Below are 18,809 nucleotides of genomic sequence, written 5' to 3' on the forward strand. Positions count from 1 at the left end.
TCAGCGCTCCAGCCTAGCGAGCAGGGCGTCGACGGCACGCCCTCCGCCCGGGCGCAGCACGGCGGGCGGCCCCGTGAGGGAGCCGCCCGCCGCGGTCGCTCAGCCTTCGGTGAGCGGAGCGAGATCTGGGTTGTCGGCGTAGGCCTCGGCCGCGTTCTCCTGCGTGACGATCACGGGCTCGAGCAGGTTCGACGGCACCTCGATCGCGCCGTTGTCCGACGTCGCCGTCGTCTCGGGCTCCTCGCCGGCTTGGAGCGCCTGCACCATCTCGATCGTCGCGGCGACGAGCGCGCGGGTGTCCTTGTAGATGGTGGAGTACTGCGTGCCGGCGACGATCGCCCGCACCGACTCGACCTCCGAGTCCTGGCCGGTCACGACCGGCACCTCGCGGCCGTCGTTCTGCACCGAGGTGAGGATCGCGCGCGCGAGGTTGTCGTTCGGCGAGAGCACGCCGTGCAGCTCCTGCCCCTGGTAGGAGCTCTGCAGGATCGTGTCCATGCGGTTCTGCGCGTTCTCCGCCGCCCAGTCCTCGGTCGAGGTCTGCTGCACCGTCGACTGGCCCGAGACGACCGTGAGCGTGCCGTCGTCGATGCGCGGCTGCAGCACGCTCATCGCGCCCTCGAAGAAGACGGCCGAGTTCGAGTCGTCGGGCGAGCCCGAGAAGAGCTCGATGTTCCACGACTCCTGGTCGCCGTAGCGCTCCTCGAGGCCCTGCAGCAGCGACTCGGCCTGCAGCTCGCCGACGTGGAAGTTGTCGAACGCGACGTAGTAGTCGACGAGCTCGCTGTTCTGGATGAGCCGGTCGTACGCGATGACGGTGATGCCGGCCGCGTCGGCCGCCTGCAGCTGCGTCGCGAGCTGGTTCGTGTCGGCCGCGCCGATCACGATCACCTCGGCGCCGCCGTCGATCATCGTCTGGATCTGCTGCTGCTGGTCGCCGACGGAGTTCGACGAGCCCGCGTACTGCACGTTGCCCTCGAAGCCCGCCTCGTCGAGGCCGTTGGTGAACAGGTCGCCCGCGAGCACCCAGTTCTCGCTCGTGCGGTCGGGCAGCGCGACGCCGATCGTCGCGTCGGCGGCGAAGCCCTCGGCCGCCGCGCCCTCGCTCGGATCGGCGCTGCTGCCGCCCGACGTGTCGCCGCGGCCGCAGCCGGTCAGCGCGACGCTGACGGCGACGATGCCGACCAGCGCCACCGTGGTGGTCTTCCTCATGATTGCTCCTTCAGTGCGGATGGGTCGGGTCGGTCAGGCGGGATCGGCCGCGCGGGTGCCGCGCATGCCACGCTGCAGCAGGCCGATGATCGAGAAGCGCCCCTGGCGCTTGTTGAGCACGTCGATCGCGACGGCGATGAGGAGCACGAGGCCCTTGATGACCTGGATCCAGTCGGATCCTGTGCCGATGGCGAAGAGGCCGTTCGAGAGCACCGCCATGACGAGGCCACCGATGATGCTCCCGGCGACGGTGCCGATGCCGCCCGCGACCGCGGCGCCGCCGATGAAGACCGCGGCGATCGCGTCGAGCTCCCAGCCCGTGCCGTCGGCGGGGCCGGCCGCTTGCGACCTGGCGATCCACAGCATGCCCGCGACCGCCGCGAGCACCGACATGTTCGCCATCACGAAGAAGTCGACCCAGCGCGTGCGCACGCCCGAGAGCTCGGCCGCGCGGCGGTTGCCGCCGACCGCGTAGATGTGACGGCCGAGGGTCGTGCGCTGCGTGAGGAAGCCGTAGGCGAGCACGAAGATCGCGAGCAGGATGCCCGAGTGCGGGAAGCTCGTGCCGGGACGACCGCTCGCGAACAGCAGCGTCGCCGCGACGATGACGCCCGCGACGAGCACGAGCCGGGTGATGAGCACCCACATGGGCGCGACCTCGGCGCCCACGCTCTGCCGGCGAGCGCGCCGGCGCAGCTCCACGACGACGACCGCGACGATCGCGATGAGGCCGAGCAGCAGCGTGGGATTGTTGTAGCCGGTGTCCGGGCCGATCTCGGGCAGGTAGCCCGCGAGCAGCGCGACGAACTCGGAGTCGACGCCGATGCCGCGCGACTGCCCGACGAGCTGGTTGAGCCCGCGGAACATGAGCATGCCCGCGAGCGTGACGATGAAGGCGGGCACGCCGACGAACGCGACCCAGAAGCCCTGCCACGCGCCGATCGCGAGCCCGAGGCCCAGGCCGAGCAGGATGCTCGACCACCACGGGATGCCCCAATCCGTCATCGAGATCGCGACGACGACGCTCACGAACGCCGCGACGGAGCCGACCGAGAGGTCGATGTGGCCGGCGATGATCACCATCACCATGCCGATCGCGAGGATGAGGATGTACGACTGCGACTGCACGAGGTTGATGACGTTGCCCGAGGAGAGCGTCGTGCCGTTCGTCGCGATCTGGAACGCGAGCACGATCACGATGAGCGCGCCCAGGATGCCGAACTCCTTCAGCGATCCCTTCTTGCCGAACAGCATGCTCGCCTCGGCCAGGAACCCGCGCCGCGGCATCGCGCCATCGCTCATCCGTCAGTCACCCTTCGTCGGCGCCATGCGGCGCATGAGCATCTCCTGGTCGGCTTCCGCCGCGGGCAGCTCGCCCGTGATCCGGCCCTCGAAGATGGTGTAGATCCGGTCGGCGAGCCCGAGCAGCTCGGGCAGCTCGGAGGAGATGAGGATCACGCCCTTCCCCTGGTCGGCGAGCTGGCGGATGATCTGGTAGATCTCGCTCTTCGCGCCCACGTCGATGCCGCGAGTCGGCTCGTCGAGGATGAGCAGGTCGGGGTCGGTGAACATCCACTTCGACAGCACGACCTTCTGCTGGTTGCCGCCCGAGAGCGTGTCGACGCCCTGCTCGACGTCGGGCGCCTTGATGCGCAGCGCCCGGAGGTACTCCTCCGCGGCGTGCAGCTCGCGGATCGGGTCGACGACGCCGGCGGTCGAGACCTTGTCGAGCTTCGCCGAGACGACCGAGCGCTTGATGGTGTCGAGCAGGTTGAGCCCGAGCGCCTTCCGATCCTCGCTCACGTAGGCGATGCCGTGCTCGATCGCCTCGGGCACCGAGCGCACGCGGATCTCCTGCCCGTCCTTGACGATCGTGCCGCCGAGCCACGTGCCGTACTGGCGACCGAAGAGGCTCATCGCGAGCTCCGTGCGGCCGGCGCCCATGAGGCCCGCGAAGCCGACGATCTCGCCGCGCCGCACCGTGAAGCTCGATCCCTTCGCCACGAGCCGCTCGGCGGAGAGCGGATGCTGCACCGTCCAGTCGCGCACCTCGAAGAAGACGTCGCCTGCCGTGCCCGACCGCTCGGGGAAGCGGTGCCCGAGCGTGCGCCCCACCATGCCGCGGATGATGCGGTCCTCGTCGACCGCGCCGTGCTCGATGTCGAGCGTCTCGACGACCCGACCGTCGCGGATGATCGTGATCGCGTCGGCGACCTGCTCGATCTCGCCCAGCTTGTGGGAAATCATGATCGAGGTCACGCCCTTGCCCTTGAGCCCCACGATGAGGTCGAGCAGGTGCTGCGAGTCGGCCTCGTTGAGCGCGGCGGTCGGCTCGTCGAGGATGAGCAGCTTGACGTCCTTCTCGAGCGCCTTCGCGATCTCGACGAGCTGCTGCTTGCCGACGCCGATGTGCTTGATGGGCGTCTCGGGATCCTCGTCGAGGCCGACGCGCGCGAGCAGCTCGGCGGCGCGGACGTGCACGGCGTCCCAGTCGATCGCGATGCCCTTGCGCGGCTCGTTGCCGAGGAAGATGTTCTCGGCGATCGACAGCTCGGGCACGAGCGCGAGCTCCTGGTGGATGATGACGATGCCCGCGCGCTCGGAGTCGTTGATGCGTCCGAAGGCGACCGGCTCGCCCTGGTAGACGATCTCGCCGTCGAAGGTGCCGTGGGGGTAGACGCCCGAGAGCACCTTCATGAGGGTCGACTTGCCGGCGCCGTTCTCGCCGCAGATGGCGTGGATGCGTCCCCGGCGCACCTCGATGCTCACGTCCTCGAGCGCACGGACGCCGGGGAACTCCTTCGTGATGCCCCGCATCTCCAGGATCACCGGGTCCGCCACCGTCGGCTCCTTCCGCCGATCCCGCCGCCCTCGGCGGGATCGCCGCTCAACCTACGCGCGCACCTCGTTGGCGTCAAGCATTGAACGCATCCGCGCCTCTCGCGGTCGAGCGATGAACGTATCCTCGACCGCGCTGCGCCCCGCGAGGGTCACCGCGCCGAGCGCTTCCGCTCGCCGGCCGAGCGTCGTGCGCTCGATGCGGGTCGTGGTCGTGAGCGGGTGCAGCGCGAAGCGGCGGAAGCCCTCGCGCACCGGGGCGAGCAGCAGGTCGCCGACCTCCGCGATCGGGCCGCCGACCACGACGAGCGAGGGCGCGAGCAGGCTCGCCGCCGTCGCGACCGCCCGCCCGATCGCCACGCCCGCGTCGTCGATGACGCGGCGGGTGGCCGGGTCGCCGTCGAGCGCGCGCCGCACGATGTCGGCGGTCGTGATGGGGGTGCCGAGGGCGGTCGAGAGCGATTGCGCCATCGCCCGGGCCGAGGCGAGCGTCTCGAGGCAGCCGCGGTTGCCGCACACGCACAGCGCGCCGTTCGGCTCGACCTGCACGTGGCCGAGCTCGCCCGCGATGCCGCTCGCGCTGCGGTGCAGGCGCCCTCCGAGCACGAGGCCCGCGCCGATGCCGGTGCCGACCTTGACGAAGACGAGGTCGTCGACCTGACCGTGCGGGCCGAACGCGCGCTCGGCGATCGCGCCGAGATCCGCGTCGTTGACGAGCTCGACAGGCATCCCGAAGGCCTCGGCGACGTCGCTCGCCGCGACGCCCTCCCACTCGGGCAGGATCGTCTGGCCGAGCACCGTGCCCGTGCGGGAGTCGATCGGCCCCGGCACGCCCGCGCAGATCGCCGCGACGTCGTCGCGACGCACGCCCGAGGCTGCGAGCAGCTCGTCGAGCCGGGCCACCGCGGCGGCGATGCTCTCCTCTGCCCGGTGGCCGGGCGAGAGCGGGATCTCGTCCTCGACGAGCTCGCCGGGGTGGTCGACGGCGATCGCGATCCGCACGTGCTGCCGGCCGAAGTCGACGCCGACGACCGTCGGTCCGCCCGATCGCTCGAGCGTCACGAGGCTCGCTCGCCGCCCGAGGCGCACCGTCGGCGAGGTCGAGACGGCGCCGCGCTCGCGCAGGTCGCGGACGATGTTCGAGACGGTCGCGTTTGCGAGCCCGGTGCGCTCGGCGAGCTCGGACTGCGTCGCGGGCGCGCCGCGGAGCGCTTGCACGAGCCGCGCCTCGTTCGCGGCCCGGAGCGCCCCCTGTGAGCCGGGACGGGCTCGCTTCGCCATGCGGCCATCGTGTCCAGCCCCCCGGTTGCTGTCAAGGAATGAACGCAAGAGGACGTGGACGCGGTGCGGCAGGATGGCCGCATGGACGCCCGCCGGGAGCTCATCATCGAGCGCGTGCTGCGGTGCGTCGAGCTCGTGCCGCCGGGCCGCGTCGCCTCGTACGGCGCGATCGCCGCGATCTGCGGCATCGGGCCGCGGCAGGTCGGCTCGATCATGCGCCACTACGGCTCCGGGGTGCCGTGGTGGCGCATCACGTCGCACGCGGGCGACATCGGCGGCGACCACCACGACGCGGCGCGGCCGATCTGGGCGGAGGAGGGCATCGAGCTGAAGCCCAACGGGCTCGGCTGCCGCTACGCCGACTACGCCGCCGACATGGAGGAGCTCGAGCGGCGATGGCGGGAGGCGGTCGCCGACCTCCCGGACCCCGACGCGGTCGGCCTCGACGCATCCGCCTGACGCACCCGACTGACGCGCCCGCCGGCCGCCCCGCATCAGCGGGTGCGCTCCCGCCTCGGGGGTGCGGGAATGCCGCCACCCCGCGCGCAGGTCCGCACCCGTCGCGCGCGGCGTCAGCGACGGATGCTACGCGTGCGTCGACTGCTGCGCGAAGAGCGTCGCGTAGGTGCCGCCCGCCTCGAGCAACGCCTCGTGCGTGCCGCGCTCGACGATGCGGCCGCGATCGATGACGAAGATGACGTCGGCGTGCCGGATGGTCGAGAGCCGGTGCGCGATCGCGAGCGTCGTGCGGCCGCGCGCCGCCTCGTCGAGCGCCGCTTGCACGACCCGCTCCGAGACGGTGTCGAGCGCGCTCGTCGCCTCGTCGAGCACGAGCACCGCCGGGTCCTTGAGCAGCACGCGCGCGATCGCGATGCGCTGCTTCTCGCCGCCCGAGAGCCGGTAGCCGCGCTCGCCGACGATCGTGTCGTAGCCGTCGGGGAAGCGATGGATCGTCTCGTAGATGCTGGCGGCGCGCGTCGCGACGTCGAGCTCCTCCTCGGTCGCGTCGGGCTTGGCGTAGCGGAGGTTCTCGGCGATGGATGCGTGGAAGAGGTAGGGCTCCTGGCTCACGATGCCGATGTTGTCGGTGAGCACCGCCGGGTCGATCTCGCGCACGTCGGTGCCGGCGAAGCGCACCGCTCCCCCGGTGACCTCGTGCAGCCGCGGCAGCAGGTAGCCGATCGTCGTCTTGCCCGCGCCGGAGGGGCCGACGAACGCGGCGAACGTGCCGGGCTCGAGCGTGAACGAGATGCCGTCGAGCGTGTTGGGCTCGTCGGCCTTCGCGTCGGGGTAGCGGAAGCGCACGTCGTCGAACTCGACCTCGCCGAGCCGCGCCGGCTCGATGGGCTTCGGCGTCGCGGGCGGCGTGATCGCCGGCTGCAGGTCGAGGTACTCGAAGATGCGGGCGAAGAGCGCGCCGGAGGTCTGCAAGTCGAGGCCGACGCGGAGCAGGCCCATGAGCGGCATGAGCAGGCGCGACTGCACGGTCGTGAAGGCGACGAGCGTGCCGGCGGTGATGCCGGTGTCGCCGCCGACGATGAGGTAGCCGGCGAGCACGTAGACGACCGCGGGCAGCACCGAGATGAAGATCGACACGAGCGCGAAGAACGTCTGGCCGCTCATCGTGAGCCGCACCTGCAGGCCGACCTGCCGGTCGTTCTCGTCCTGGTAGCGCCGGGACTCGTCGCGCTGGCGGCCGAACGCCTTCGCGAGCAGGATGCCCGAGACCGAGAGCGCCTCCTGCGTGATGGCGGTCATCTCGCTCAGCGACTCCTGCGTCCGGGTCGCGATGCGCGCGCGCACCTGCCCGACGCGGCGCTGCAGCAGCACGAGCACCGGCGTGAGCAGCACCGCCATGACCGTCAGCTGCCACGACAGGATGAGCATCGTCACGAGGCTCGCGATGACGGTGACGGTGTTCCCGACGACCGACGAGACGGTGTTCGAGAGCACGCTCGCGACGCCGCCGACGTCGTTCTGCAGCCTCGACTGGATGACGCCGGTCTTCGTGCGCGTGAAGAACGCGAGCTCCATGCTCTGCAGCTTCTCGAACAGCGACACCCGCAGCTGCCCCATCACGCGGTTGCCGACCTTCGACGTGATGAGCGTCTGCCAGATGCCGAGCAGGCTCGACGAGACCCACAGCGCGACCATGATGCCGACGAGCACCCAGAGCAGCTGCAGGTCGGGACCCGAGCCGTCGACGGGGAACAGCGCCTCGTCGAAGACCCGCTGCGTCAGGAGCGGCGGGAAGACGGCGATCGCCGCGACGATGAGCACGAGCGCGATCGTGAGCACGATCTGCGCGCGGTGGGGTGCGAAGAGGGCGAGGATGCGTCGGCCGAGGTTCGGCACACGCGGCGCGCTCGCGTTCGCGGCGCGCTGGGCGGCCTCGTCGCGCATCGCCACGCGGCCGCCGCCGCCCCGCATCATGGTCATGGGCTCACGCTATCGGCGCGTGCCGACGGCCACGGCTCGGCGGCTCCCAGGTGCGCGACACCTCGACGGTCCACGCTCCGGAGCATGACGGATGTGCCAGCCCGCTGGGCGACGTGGGGACTGCTGGGCGCGTGGTCGCTCCACGACCTCGAGGAGGGCGTGACGATGCCCGGATGGACCGCGCGCACCGCCGAGGCGCTCGATCGCCGCGGGCTCGCGGCGGTCGGCAGGCTCGTGCGGCGCTCGCGCGCGGAGGTGTGGACCGCGATCGGCCTCGTGTGCGTGCCGTTCGCGATCGCGGCCGCGGAGGGCGCGCGCACGGCCGGCCGCAGCGCGCTCTACCAGGGCGCGCTCCTCGGCTACGGGCTCCACGCGATCACGCACGTCGGCTCGTCGATCGCCTGGCGGGGCTACACGCCGGGCGTCGCGACGGCGCCGGTGCTCGTGGCCGGCTTCTCGATCGCCGCCGCGGGCGAGCTGCTGCGCCGGCGGGTGCCGCTGCGCCCCGCCGCCACCGGCATCGCGGTCGCGCTCGGCGCGTGGGTGCCGCTCGCACACGTCGTCGCGCGCCGCTGGACGTCCGGCGACCGGGGACCGCGGCTGCCCACTCGGCGGCCGCGACCGTGAGCTCGATCGTCCGGAGCGGGCATGTGCGCCCGCGTTCGTGCTGACGGACCGCTCAGCCCGATCGGTCTCGCTCCCCGATGTGCCATGCTCTCCATCCATGGGCGTCGACGAGACCTTCTGGATGCCGCCGCTGGAGCGCGTGGACATCTGCGGTGCCGACGGCGCGCCGATCGCCTTCGGCTCGCGATGGAACGGGATGCCGCCGGAGGATGCCTACGGCGTCGCCTCGCACACCGAGCGCTACGCGCCGCTGCACGGCGTCGCCGACGCGCTCCTCGCGCACGTGCTGGCGACGCGCGCGTGCAGCGTCGGGCAGAGCCCGCTCGAGCGCGGCGAGCTGCGCGCGCTCAGCCTCCGCGCGGAGGCGGGCGCCGAAGGCGCTCCCCGGCTCGCGGCCATCCGGCTCGCGTGGACCGACTTCCCAGGCGTCACTGCCGAGATCGGTCGCGATGTGCCCGAGGCGGCGCCCGTATGCGGATGCGACGCGTGCGACGAGGACGTCGTCGCGGCGGCCGAGTCGTTCGCCGACGCCGTGCTGCGGGCGGTCGCGGACTGGCCACCCAGGGCGCGCTGACTCCCGCCTACGCGCGCAACCGCATCCCTCTCGTCTCGAGCGCGTCGCACCGCCTTCGGGCCGACGCCGTGCAGCGCGAGCAGCTCCGCCTCGGTCAGCGCGGCGGCCTGCCCGAGCGTCGTAATGCCGTGCTCCGCGAGCGCACGGGCGGCGACCCGCCCGACGCCAAGCAGCTGCGCGATCGGCTCGTCGACGTCCACGCCGCGAGCATCCCACGCACGACGAAGGGCCGCACCCTTGCGGATGCGGCCCTTCGTGCTGGAGCGGGGAACGCTACTTGAGCGTCACCGTCGCGCCGGCCTCCTCGAGGTCGGCCTTCGCCTTCTCGGCGTCCTCCTTCTTCGCGCCCTCGAGCACGTTCGAGGGAGCGCCGTCGACGAGCGCCTTGGCCTCGCCGAGGCCGAGCGACGTGAGCGCACGGACGACCTTGATGACCTGGATCTTCGCCGAGCCGGCAGCCTCGAGCACGACGTCGAAGGAGTCCTTCTCCTCGACCTCGTCCTCGGCGCCCGCGCCACCGGCGGCCGGGGCCGCGGCGACCGCGACGGGAGCCGCAGCGGTGACCTCGAAGGTCTCCTCGAATGCCTTCACGAACTCGCTGAGCTCGATGAGGGTGAGCTCCTTGAACTGCTCGAGCAGCTCTTCAGTCGACAGCTTTGCCATCGTCTTCTCCTTGTTTCTGGAACTGACCGGGCCTTACTCGGCCGCGGACTCCTGCTTGACCCGCAGCGCGTCGACCGCGCGAGCGGCCTGGGCGAGCGGGGCGTTGAACATGTACGCAGCGCCGAACAGCGAGGCCTTGAAGGCACCGGCCAGCTTGGCCAGCAGCACCTCCCGCGACTCGAGGTCGGCGAGCTTGTTGACGTCGTCGGTCGAGAGCGGGTTCCCGTCGAAGAAGCCGTTCTTGACCACGAGCGCCGGGTTCGCCTTGGCGAAGGCACGCAGCTCCTTCGCGACGGCGACCGGGTCGCCGTGCACGAATGCGATCGCCGACGGGCCGACGAGCGAGTCGTCGAACGCGTCGATGCCAGCCTTGTTGGCAGCGATCTTGGTGAGCGTGTTCTTCACCACGGCGTACGTCGCGTGCTCACTGATCGATCGGCGCAGCGTCTTCAGCTGGCCGACGGTGAGACCGCGGTACTCGGTCAGCAGAACGGCGTTCGAGGTCTCGAAGAGGTTCGAGAGCTCGGCGACCGCAGCTTCCTTGTTCGCCATGGTGCTCCTTGCGTCGTTGCTGGCTGCCCTGGCCCGAACATGAAAGAGAGCTCCGGCGCACGCGCACGGAGCTCGGTCCTCGACGGGACTTCACACCTGCGCGGGACGACGCTCCTCGAGCGAGCCTTCGGTTGCCGCACGCCCTTGCGGGCACGCGCCAACGACCAGCGGTCTTTGGTATGGGATCAGACTACGGCACGACGGATGCGTCGCGCAAGCCCGCCGCGTCGGCAGGCTCCATGCGCGGCAGCCGCACGGTGAACGCCGTGCGGCCCGGCCGGCTCTCGAGCGCGATCGTGCCCTGGTGCGCATCCACGAGCGCCTGCACGATCGCGAGGCCGAGCCCCGACGAGCCGGTCTCGCGCGAGCGGGACCGGTCGCCGCGCGCGAAGCGCTCGAAGACCGTGCGCTGCTGCTCCTCGGGGATGCCGGGGCCGGCGTCGACGATCTCGAGCACCGCCTCCCCCGGCTCGGTGCGGAGCGTGACGTCGATCGCCGTGCCGTCGGGCGTGTGCACGCGCGCGTTCGCGAGCAGGTTCGCGACCACCTGCTGGAGCCGCAGGGCGTCGCCGGGGACGGCGACCGGCTCCTCGGGGAGCATGAGGGAGATCGGATGCGCGGGGCCGGCCGCCTGCGCGTCGGCGACGGCCTCGACCACGAGCAGCGACAGGTCGACCTCGGCGCGCTCGAGCTCGCGCCCCTCGTCGAGCCGCGCGAGCAGCAGCAGGTCGTCGACGAGCGCCTGCATGCGGCGCGCCGCCGCCTCGATGCGCTCGAGCGACTCGCGGCTGTCGGGGCGCAGGTCGCCGTCGTGCTTGCGCGTGATCTCGGCGTAGCCGCGCACGGCCGCGAGCGGCGTGCGCAGCTCGTGCGACGCATCCGCGACGAACTGCCGCACGCGCCGCTCGCTCATGGCCCGCGCGTCGAACGCCTCCTGGATGTGCGCGAGCATGCGGTTCATCGACTCCTGCACGCGGTCGACCTCGGAGGCGGGGTCGTCGATGTGCACGCGGTTCGTCAGCTGCGCGTCGCCCGAGGCGAGCGGCAGCTGCGAGATGCGCTCGGCGGTCGCGATGACGGCGGTGAGCGGGCGGAGCGCCCGCCGGATGATGGAGTCGGCGAGCACGAGCACGAGCGCGAGCGCTGCGGCGGCCGCGACGGCGATGACGAACGCGAGCGCCGCGAGCGTCTGGTTCGCCTCCGCCATCGACAGCCCGACGATCACGCGCACCTGCCCGACCTCGCGCGCGATCGTCCGGTACGAGCCGTAGCTCGGCAGGCTCGCGCTCGTGACGACATCGGTCTCGGCCTCGAGCACCATCCGCTGGTCGCGCTCCGAGAGCGCGAACCGCTGCCCGAGCCGGTTCATGATGAAGTTGTCGCCGAGCTCGCCCGGCTGGTCCTCGATCGCGAGCAGCGCCCCGGTGGGTGTCGCGCGGGGGTCGACCGTCGGCCGCTCCCCGGTCGCGAGCGCGTTCGCGACCGAAACGCTCGTGCGATCTGAGAACTCCCGCAGCTGCTCGTCGACGCGCGACTCGAGCACGACCCGCATCGTCATGACGCTCGCGATCGCGACCGCGGCGGTGAGCAGCGCGAAGAGCGCGACGACCACGACGAGGAGCCGCCGCCGCAGCGACCACGACGACGGGTTCTGGATGCGTCTGCCCAGCTGAGCCACGGACGCGGGCGGCGACTGGCTCACCTCGAGCAGGCCTCCGTCACTCGGCGGCGCGCAGCTGGTAGCCGACGCCGCGCACCGTGTGGATCATGGGCGGGCCGAGCGTGTCGATCTTCTTGCGGAGGTAGGAGATGTAGAGCTCGACCACGCTCGCGCGGCCGCCGAAGTCGTAGGACCAGACGCGGTCGAGGATCTGCGCCTTCGAGAGCACGCGGCGCGGGTTGCGCATGAGGTAGCGCAGCAGCTCGAACTCGGTCGCGGTGAGGTCGATCTGCTTGCCGCCGCGGCGCACCTCGTAGGAGTCCTCGTCCATCATGAGGTCGCCGACCCAGAGCACGCTCGACTCCTCGGCGGCGGTCGCGGTGCGGCGGATGAGGCCCCGGAGCCGCGCGACGACCTCCTCGAGGCCGAACGGCTTCGTGACGTAGTCGTCGCCGCCGGCGGTGAGCCCTGCGACGCGGTCGTCGAGCGAGTCCTTCGCGGTGAGGAAGAGCACGGGCACGTCGAAGCCGGCGGAGCGGAGCCGCTGGAGGACGGTGAGCCCGTCGATGTCGGGGAGCATGATGTCGAGCACGACGGCGTCGGGGCGGAACTCGCGCACCGCCTGCAGGGCCTGCTGGCCGTTGGCGGCGGTCTTGACGTCCCAGCCCTCGTACTTGAGGCCCATCGCGACGAGGTCGGCGAGGCTCTGCTCGTCGTCGACGACCACGATGCGGATGGGCGAGCCGTCCTGGCGGGTGAGGCGGGGCTGCGCCCGCAGCTTCTGCTGAGCGGTGTCGGTCATGCCAACCATTGCGCCACATCCCCCTGTGCATCGGTGCCCCATAGCCTATGCGCATCCTGTGCGTCTCCTTTCCCAGCCCGACGCATCCGTCGTCACGGCACGACGCGCGAGAACGCGCCCGTGCGGAGCCACTGCTCGAGGCGGCCGATCGAGGTGCGCAGGTACGGCAGCGACTCGGCGCGGAGGCTCGCGGTCGTCGAGCTGAGCAGCGCGTTGGCGAGCAGCAGCTGCCGCGCGGCGACGAGGGCCTCGAAGTCGGCGGGCGAGACCTCCGGCAGCGGGGCGAGCTCGGCGTAGCCGGCCAGGAGCGCGCGCTCGGGCGCGGGGTCGCCGCCGCGGAGGTAGAAGGCCGAGATGGCGAGGTCGAGCACCGGCAGGCCGAAGCCGCAGTCGTCGAAGTCGAACACCGCGACCCGGCCGCCGTGCCACTTGAGGTTGCCGCCGTGGAGGTCGGCGTGGATGGGGCGGAGCGCCGCGCCGCGGTGCAGCCGCTCGAACGCGTCGGCCGCGCGCTCCCACGCCTCGGCGAGCACGGATCGCTCCCGCGGATCGAGGCCCGGCGCCTCCGAGAGCAGGTCGGCGTCGCCGAAGAGCGGCGCGTCGAGCCGCGGGAGGCTCGATCCCTCGGGCGGGCGCCAGTGCTCGGCGTGCTCGTGCAGCCTCGCCATCGTGCGCCCGAGCTGCCGCGCCGACTCCTCGTCGAGCTCGCGCGCATCGGGGCCCTCGAGCCACGACGCGATCGTCACGAGCACGCTGCGGCCGAGCGCGGGCGAGTCGACCTCGACCGACCAGCGCCCGTCGAGCGCGCGCAGCGGCTCGGGCACGCGCACGTCGGTGCGCTCGGCGATGTCGGCGAGCCACGACTGCTGCGCCGCGGCGTGCGCCGGCGTGCTGTGCGAGTTCGTGCCGACGCGCAGCGCGAAGCGGCGGCCGCGCTCGTCGTCGACCGCGAACGTCGTGTTGTAGCCGTGCAGCACGGGCTCCATGCGCGCGACCTCGAGCCCGAAGGCGTCGGCGGCGGCGAGCGCGGCGGGGCGCAGCGCCTCGACCTGCATCGCCTCGTCGAGGTCGTCGTAGCCCATGCCGACATCCCACCACGGCGGCGCGCTGGTCGGTCGGCGGGGCGCGAGGTGGGAGGATGGAGGGGTGGACCTGCAGCTCGACATCTTCGGCGACGAGGCCCGCCTCGCGTCGCACACGAGCCGCATCCTCGCCTACTCGAGCGACCGCATCGCGTGGCTCCGAGCACGATCGGGCGGCGTGACCGCGACCGATGCCGCGCGGCTCAGCACGCAGCGCTCGATCACGGCCGTCGCGCGCGAGAAGACGAGCCTGCGCGGCTTCAGCGGCAACGCGTTCACCGACCACGGCCGCGCGCGCGAGCCGCACATCGCGCGCTGGGTGCACGACCACTTCTCGCTCGTGCCCTCGGACGCGCTCTTCCACGCCGCGCCGGACCGCCGCCACCTCGCGACCCCCGACTGCGTGAGCGACGACGGCGCGGTGCTCGCCGAGATCAAGACGACGTCGCGGCCGTTCGAGAAGATCCCGAAGAGCTACTTGCGGCAGATCTGGTGGCAGCAGTACGTGCTGGGCGCCGACCGCACCCTGTTCGTGTGGGAGCAGCACGTCGACTTCGTGCCCGTGGGGCCGCCCCGCCACCAGTGGGTCGAGCGCGACGAGGACGAGATCGCGATGCTCGTCGACCGCGCCGACCAGCTGCTGCAGCTGCTGGCGCGCTGATGCTGCTCGCGCTCCACGGGCTCGGGTCGGACTCGAGCGCGATGCGCGACTACCTCGCGGGCGCCGTGCCGCCCGGCGTGCGGGTGCTCGCGCCCGACCTGCGGGCGCACGGCGCGAACCCGCGCATCGGCGAGCCAGGCGACTTCGCGCTCGAGGCGCTCGCCGCGGAGGCCGGCGACGAGCTCGTGCGGGTCGGCGACGGCTCGCCCGTGACGATCGTCGGCGTCTCGCTCGGCGCGGCGCTCGCCGCCATCATCGCCCGCTCCGGCCGCTTCCCGCTCGACCGGGTCGCGCTCGTGCGACCGGCGTTCACGTACGAGCCGCTGCCCGCCAACCTCGCGGTCTTCCCCGTCATCGGCCGACTGCTCGAGTCGCACCGGCCCAGGCGGGCGCTCGCCGAGCTCCACCGCTCCGGCGCCTGGCGGGCGATCGCGCACGAGTCGCTCGCGCACGCGCGCGGCCTCGAGGCGCAGCTCACCCAGCCGCTCGCGGCCGAGCGGCGCATCCGCCTGCTCGAGATCCCGCGGAACGCCGCCTACCGCCCGGGTGAGCTGCGCATCCCGGCCCCGACGGTCGTGCTCGCGAGCGAGCGCGACCCCGTGCATCCCCTCCACGTCGCCGAGGCGTGGCGCGACGAGCTCGGCGCCCGCATGCTCGTCTCGCCCGCGCGAGACGACGGCGAGGCCGCCATGTTCGCGTGGTTCCGCGAGCAGCTCGGGAGCTTCCTCGTCGGCATCCGCTGACGTCAGTCGCGCGCGAGCTCGCCGCCGAGCCGCATGGCCCCGGCCGGCACGGCACCGCCGGCCGTCCGCGCGGACGGCGCCGACGCATCCGCCCCTCGGACGGGCACGGAGTGCACCACCGCCACCGCGACAAGCCACAGCACGCCGATGCCGGCCGCGACGAACTCGAGCGTCGAGCCGACGTCGGTGTTGCCGCCCGCGAGCGAGATGAGGCCGCCCGTGGCGGCGATGATGCCGACCGCGAGCCCGCCGGCGATCGAGAGCCGCGCGACCCAGCGGTCGTCGGCGGTCGCGAACTGCAGCATCGCGGTGCAGCCGGCCGCGAAGGCGAGCACGGCTGCGACGATGTGCGCCCAGTCGCGCAGCTCGGCCTCCGGCCCGAGGAGCGTCGGGCAGCCGGGCGAGCACGGCACGGCCGCCGCGAAGGCGAAGAGCGCGCCTGCGACGACGAGAGAGGCGGCGGGCGCCCAGCGGCGCAGCACCGGCAGCCGGGTGCGCACGTCGCGCACGACGACGGCGACGAGCAGGATCCCGGCGACGACGAGCCCGAAGCCGATCTGGAACTGCCCGGCCGAGTGCATGTACTGCGCGCCGAGCTCGGAGATGTAGAGGAACCGCTCGTACATCGCGCGCGCGTCGCCGATCACGACGGCGCCCGCGAGGAGGCCCGCGACGGCGAGCGTCGCGACGGCGGCGTCCAGGCGGCGATGCGGCGGCACGATCCCGACTGTAGCGCCGTCACCCGACGTCATCCGGACATCCGCTCGTCACACGGGTGGAGTACCGTCGAGGCGACCGGAGGGGGCAGTCATGCGAGCAGTGCTGGTGCGGGAGTTCGGCCCGACCGACGGCGTGGAGATCGGCGAGGTGGACGCGCCGCGGGGGCTCGGCACCGAGGTGATCGTCGACGTGCACGCCGCGGGCATGAACCCGATCGACTTCAAGACCGTGCTCGGCAAGGGCGCGGCGAAGGCGGTCGAGCCGCTGCTGCCGTGGGTGCCGGGCGGCGATGTCGCCGGCACGGTCGCGCAGGCGCCCTACGAGGCGCACGACCTCCAGCCCGGCGACGCCGTCTACGGCATCGCCAACCACTGGCGCACGCGCGGCACCTACGCCGAGCAGGTCGTGGTGCCGAGCCTCGCGCTCGCGCCGAAGCCCGAGTCGCTCAGCTTCGAGGAGGCCGCGGCGGTGCCGTGCGCGGCGCTCACCGCGTGGGATGCGGTCGTGCGCATCGCGAAGGCGCGCGCCGGCCAGCGCATCCTCATCCACGCCGGCGCGGGCGGCGTCGGACACTTCGCGGTGCAGTTCGCGAAGTACTTCGGCGCGACCGTCGCGACGACCGTCTCGACGCGCAATGTCGACTTCGCGCGCTCGCTCGGCGCCGACGAGGTCGTCGACTACACGCAGGCCCGATTCGAGGAAGCGCTGCAGAAGGTCGACGTCGTCGTCGACCTCATCGGCAACGTCGCCGACGACACGGGCACGCGCTCGCTCGACGTGCTCAAGCACGGCGGCCTCTACCTCAATGTGCCGACGGGCTCGTGGCCCGAGTACGCCGCGGCCGCGGCGGAGCGGGGGCTGCGCGCCTCGTCGGTCAAGGTCGAGTCGGACGGCTCGAACCTCGGCATCATCGGCCGCCTCATCGACGCGGGCGACGTGCGCGTCGAGGTGCAGCGTGCCTATCCGCTCGAGCGCGTGCACGAGGCGTTCGCCGAGCTGCAGGGCGGGCACGTGCGCGGCAAGCTCGTCCTCAAGGTGCGCTGATCCGCCGAACCGGCCTGCGACGGTGCAAGATGGTCGGATGAGCGACGCGAAGAAGCCGCTGCTGGAGGTCTCGGGCCTCAAGGTGGAGTTCACGACCCAGGACGGCCAGGTCACGGCCGTGCACGAGGCGAGCCTGTCGCTCGCGGCGGGCGAGACCCTCGCGATCGTCGGCGAGTCGGGCTCGGGCAAGTCGACGACCGCGATGGCGATCATCGGCCTGCTGCAGGGCAACGGCCGCGTGAGCGCCGGCAGCATCAAGCTCGACGGCGAGGAGCTCGTCGGCGCGAGCGAGGCGATGATGCGCAGCATCCGCGGCCGCCGCATCGGCCTCGTGCCGCAGGATCCGATGTCGAACCTCAACCCCGTCGCCCGCATCGGGTCGCAGATCGCCGAGACGCTGCTCGCGCACGGCCTCGCCGATCGCAAGGACGTCGACCGGAAGGTCGTCGAGACGCTCGAGGCCGCGGGGCTCCCCGACGCCGCCGAGCGCGCGAAGTCCTACCCGCACGAGTTCTCGGGCGGCATGCGCCAGCGCGCGCTCATCGCGATCGGCCTCGCGTGCCGACCCGCGCTGCTCATCGCCGACGAGCCCACGAGCGCCCTCGACGTCACGGTGCAGCGCACGATCCTCGACCAGATCGGCCAGATGACGCAGGAGCTCGGCACCGCCGTGCTGCTGATCACGCACGACCTCGGCCTCGCCGCCGAGCGCGCGCAGCGGGTCGTCGTCATGCACCGCGGCCGCGTCGTCGAGCAGGGCCCCGCTCGGCAGATCCTCGAGTCGCCCCAGCACCCCTACACGCAGTCGCTCGTCAAGGCGGCGCCGTCGGTCGCGATGGCGCGACTGCGACCCGAGGACCTCATCGCGCACGGCACGGCGGATGCGTCCGGCACGCCCGACGTGATCGTCGAGTTCGAGAACGTCACGAAGGAGTTCCACGTGCGCGGGCGGCGCGAGCCGTTCAAGGCCGTCGACGACGTCTCGCTCTCGGTGCCGCGCGGCAAGACCGTCTCGATCGTCGGCGAGTCGGGCTCGGGCAAGACGACGACCGCGCGCATGCTGCTGAAGGCGTTCGAGCCGACGAGCGGCACGATCCGCTTCGAGGGCAAGGACGTCTTCTCGCTCTCGCGCGAGGAGCAGAAGCAGTTCCGCCAGCGCGTGCAGCCGGTCTTCCAGGACCCGTACTCATCGCTCAACCCCATGTTCACGATCGAGCGGATCATCGAGGAGCCGCTGTCGTTCTACGGCAAGGGCTCGAAGCGCGAGCGCGAGCAGCGCGTGCGCGAGCTGCTCGACCAGGTCGCGCTGCCGACCGACATGGCGCGCCGCTACCCCTCGGAGCTCTCGGGCGGCCAGCGGCAGCGCGTCGCGATCGCCCGCGCGCTCGCCCTCTCCCCCGACGTGATCGTCTGCGACGAGCCGGTCTCGGCGCTCGACGTGCTCGTGCAGGACCAGATCCTGCGGCTGCTCGGCGACCTGCAGCGGGAGCTCGGGCTCAGCTACCTCTTCATCTCGCACGACCTCGCCGTCGTGCGGCTCATCAGCGACTACGTCGCGGTCATGCAGCACGGCCGGCTCGTCGAGGCCGCGACGAGCGAGGAGATCTTCACGAACCCGCGCGACCCGTACACGCGGAAGCTCCTCGCCTCGATCCCCGGCAACGAGCTGAAGATCGCGAGCTGACGACGCCGTCCCACCCGCTCGTCGAGGAGCCCAACCTCCGCTCGTCGAGTAGGCCCGACCTCCGCTCGTCGAGTAGGCCCGCAGGGCCGTATCGAGACGCACCCGCTCGGTCTCGATATGCCGGCTCCGCCGGCTACTCGACCAACGGGTGAGCGCCCCGTTCGTCGAACAGGTCCCGACCCCCGCTCGTCGAGTAGGCCCGCAGGGCCGTATCGAGACGCACCCGC

General features: G+C 72.3%; 18 protein-coding genes and 1 pseudogene. 7 read left to right on the top strand and 12 right to left on the bottom strand.

Annotated features, from left to right (window positions below):
- Positions 1–99: 99 nt before the first annotated feature.
- The 4 genes from H508_RS0100535 to H508_RS13660 all read right to left on the bottom strand — a co-directional run bounded on the left by H508_RS0100535 (position 100) and on the right by H508_RS13660 (position 5,331).
- Positions 100–1,212: a substrate-binding domain-containing protein gene (locus tag H508_RS0100535; RefSeq protein ID WP_026372617.1), complete on the bottom strand. Its 1,113-nt coding sequence runs from the start codon at positions 1,210–1,212 to the stop codon at positions 100–102.
- A 33-nt stretch (positions 1,213–1,245) separates the two neighbouring features.
- Entirely contained in the window at positions 1,246–2,481 is a 1,236-nt protein-coding gene (gene mmsB, locus H508_RS13655; RefSeq protein WP_425393446.1) for a multiple monosaccharide ABC transporter permease, read from the bottom strand.
- A gap of 36 nt (positions 2,482–2,517) precedes the next feature.
- Positions 2,518–4,029, bottom strand: coding sequence for a multiple monosaccharide ABC transporter ATP-binding protein (mmsA, locus tag H508_RS0100545; protein WP_211220835.1), 1,512 nt, complete (start codon positions 4,027–4,029; stop codon positions 2,518–2,520).
- A gap of 75 nt (positions 4,030–4,104) precedes the next feature.
- Positions 4,105–5,331, bottom strand: a complete 1,227-nt coding sequence (locus tag H508_RS13660; RefSeq protein ID WP_051222430.1) for an ROK family transcriptional regulator — start codon at positions 5,329–5,331, stop codon at positions 4,105–4,107.
- A gap of 81 nt (positions 5,332–5,412) precedes the next feature.
- On the opposite strand from H508_RS13660, the gene H508_RS13665 reads away from it, so the two are divergent.
- Entirely contained in the window at positions 5,413–5,790 is a 378-nt protein-coding gene (locus H508_RS13665; RefSeq protein ID WP_035253574.1) for an MGMT family protein, read from the top strand.
- A 126-nt stretch (positions 5,791–5,916) separates the two neighbouring features.
- Here the strand turns inward: H508_RS13665 and H508_RS0100560 are convergent, their stop codons facing one another.
- On the bottom strand, positions 5,917–7,761 hold the full coding sequence (locus H508_RS0100560) for an ABC transporter ATP-binding protein (RefSeq protein ID WP_084155044.1): 1,845 nt from the start codon (positions 7,759–7,761) through the stop codon (positions 5,917–5,919).
- A 93-nt stretch (positions 7,762–7,854) separates the two neighbouring features.
- Here H508_RS0100560 and H508_RS13670 point away from each other — a divergent pair, with 93 nt between their 5' ends.
- Positions 7,855–8,397, top strand: coding sequence for an HXXEE domain-containing protein (locus H508_RS13670; RefSeq protein WP_084154871.1), 543 nt, complete (start codon positions 7,855–7,857; stop codon positions 8,395–8,397).
- 97 nt (positions 8,398–8,494) lie between these two features.
- Positions 8,495–8,971: a DUF6226 family protein gene (locus H508_RS17730; protein WP_051222435.1), complete on the top strand. Its 477-nt coding sequence runs from the start codon at positions 8,495–8,497 to the stop codon at positions 8,969–8,971.
- Between the two features lie 101 nt (positions 8,972–9,072).
- On the opposite strand, the pseudogene H508_RS17735 reads toward H508_RS17730, so the two are convergent.
- The 6 genes and pseudogenes from H508_RS17735 to H508_RS0100595 all read right to left on the bottom strand — a co-directional run.
- Positions 9,073–9,171 (bottom strand): annotated as a pseudogene (locus H508_RS17735) (hypothetical protein); the annotation flags it as partial.
- A gap of 73 nt (positions 9,172–9,244) precedes the next feature.
- The gene (rplL, locus tag H508_RS0100575) at positions 9,245–9,634 is read right to left on the bottom strand and encodes a 50S ribosomal protein L7/L12 (protein ID WP_026372620.1); all 390 of its coding nucleotides are present in this window, start codon (positions 9,632–9,634) and stop codon (positions 9,245–9,247) included.
- A 33-nt stretch (positions 9,635–9,667) separates the two neighbouring features.
- On the bottom strand, positions 9,668–10,186 hold the full coding sequence (gene rplJ, locus H508_RS0100580) for a 50S ribosomal protein L10 (RefSeq protein ID WP_021009793.1): 519 nt from the start codon (positions 10,184–10,186) through the stop codon (positions 9,668–9,670).
- Between the two features lie 190 nt (positions 10,187–10,376).
- Complete coding sequence (locus tag H508_RS13680; RefSeq protein ID WP_211220823.1) at positions 10,377–11,864, bottom strand: sensor histidine kinase; 1,488 nt, start codon at positions 11,862–11,864, stop codon at positions 10,377–10,379.
- A 40-nt stretch (positions 11,865–11,904) separates the two neighbouring features.
- Positions 11,905–12,648, bottom strand: coding sequence for a response regulator transcription factor (locus tag H508_RS0100590; RefSeq protein WP_026372621.1), 744 nt, complete (start codon positions 12,646–12,648; stop codon positions 11,905–11,907).
- A 92-nt stretch (positions 12,649–12,740) separates the two neighbouring features.
- Positions 12,741–13,730 (bottom strand): phosphotransferase enzyme family protein, encoded by a 990-nt coding sequence (locus tag H508_RS0100595; RefSeq protein ID WP_026372622.1) that lies wholly within the window; start codon positions 13,728–13,730, stop codon positions 12,741–12,743.
- 64 nt (positions 13,731–13,794) lie between these two features.
- Here H508_RS0100595 and H508_RS0100600 point away from each other — a divergent pair, with 64 nt between their 5' ends.
- Together H508_RS0100600 and H508_RS0100605 are read left to right on the top strand one after the other, a co-directional pair.
- Positions 13,795–14,391 (top strand): YqaJ viral recombinase family protein, encoded by a 597-nt coding sequence (locus H508_RS0100600; RefSeq protein WP_245569414.1) that lies wholly within the window; start codon positions 13,795–13,797, stop codon positions 14,389–14,391.
- Positions 14,391–15,134 carry an alpha/beta fold hydrolase gene (locus H508_RS0100605; protein WP_026372624.1) on the top strand — a complete coding sequence of 248 codons (744 nt, stop codon included), beginning with the start codon at positions 14,391–14,393 and terminating at the stop codon, positions 15,132–15,134. The genes H508_RS0100600 and H508_RS0100605 overlap by 1 nt, the downstream gene beginning before the upstream one ends.
- A 2-nt stretch (positions 15,135–15,136) precedes the next feature.
- On the opposite strand, the gene H508_RS13685 is transcribed toward H508_RS0100605, so the two are convergent.
- Positions 15,137–15,886: a DUF998 domain-containing protein gene (locus H508_RS13685; RefSeq protein ID WP_084154877.1), complete on the bottom strand. Its 750-nt coding sequence runs from the start codon at positions 15,884–15,886 to the stop codon at positions 15,137–15,139.
- 58 nt (positions 15,887–15,944) lie between these two features.
- Here H508_RS13685 and H508_RS0100615 point away from each other — a divergent pair, with 58 nt between their 5' ends.
- Positions 15,945–16,898: an NADP-dependent oxidoreductase gene (locus tag H508_RS0100615; protein ID WP_026372625.1), complete on the top strand. Its 954-nt coding sequence runs from the start codon at positions 15,945–15,947 to the stop codon at positions 16,896–16,898.
- Positions 16,899–16,935: 37 nt separating this feature from the next.
- Positions 16,936–18,582, top strand: a complete 1,647-nt coding sequence (locus tag H508_RS0100620) for an ABC transporter ATP-binding protein (protein WP_026372626.1) — start codon at positions 16,936–16,938, stop codon at positions 18,580–18,582.
- The last annotated feature ends 227 nt before the right edge of the window (positions 18,583–18,809 follow it).

The organism is Agrococcus lahaulensis DSM 17612, assembly GCF_000425105.1.
Lineage (GTDB): Bacteria > Actinomycetota > Actinomycetes > Actinomycetales > Microbacteriaceae > Agrococcus > Agrococcus lahaulensis.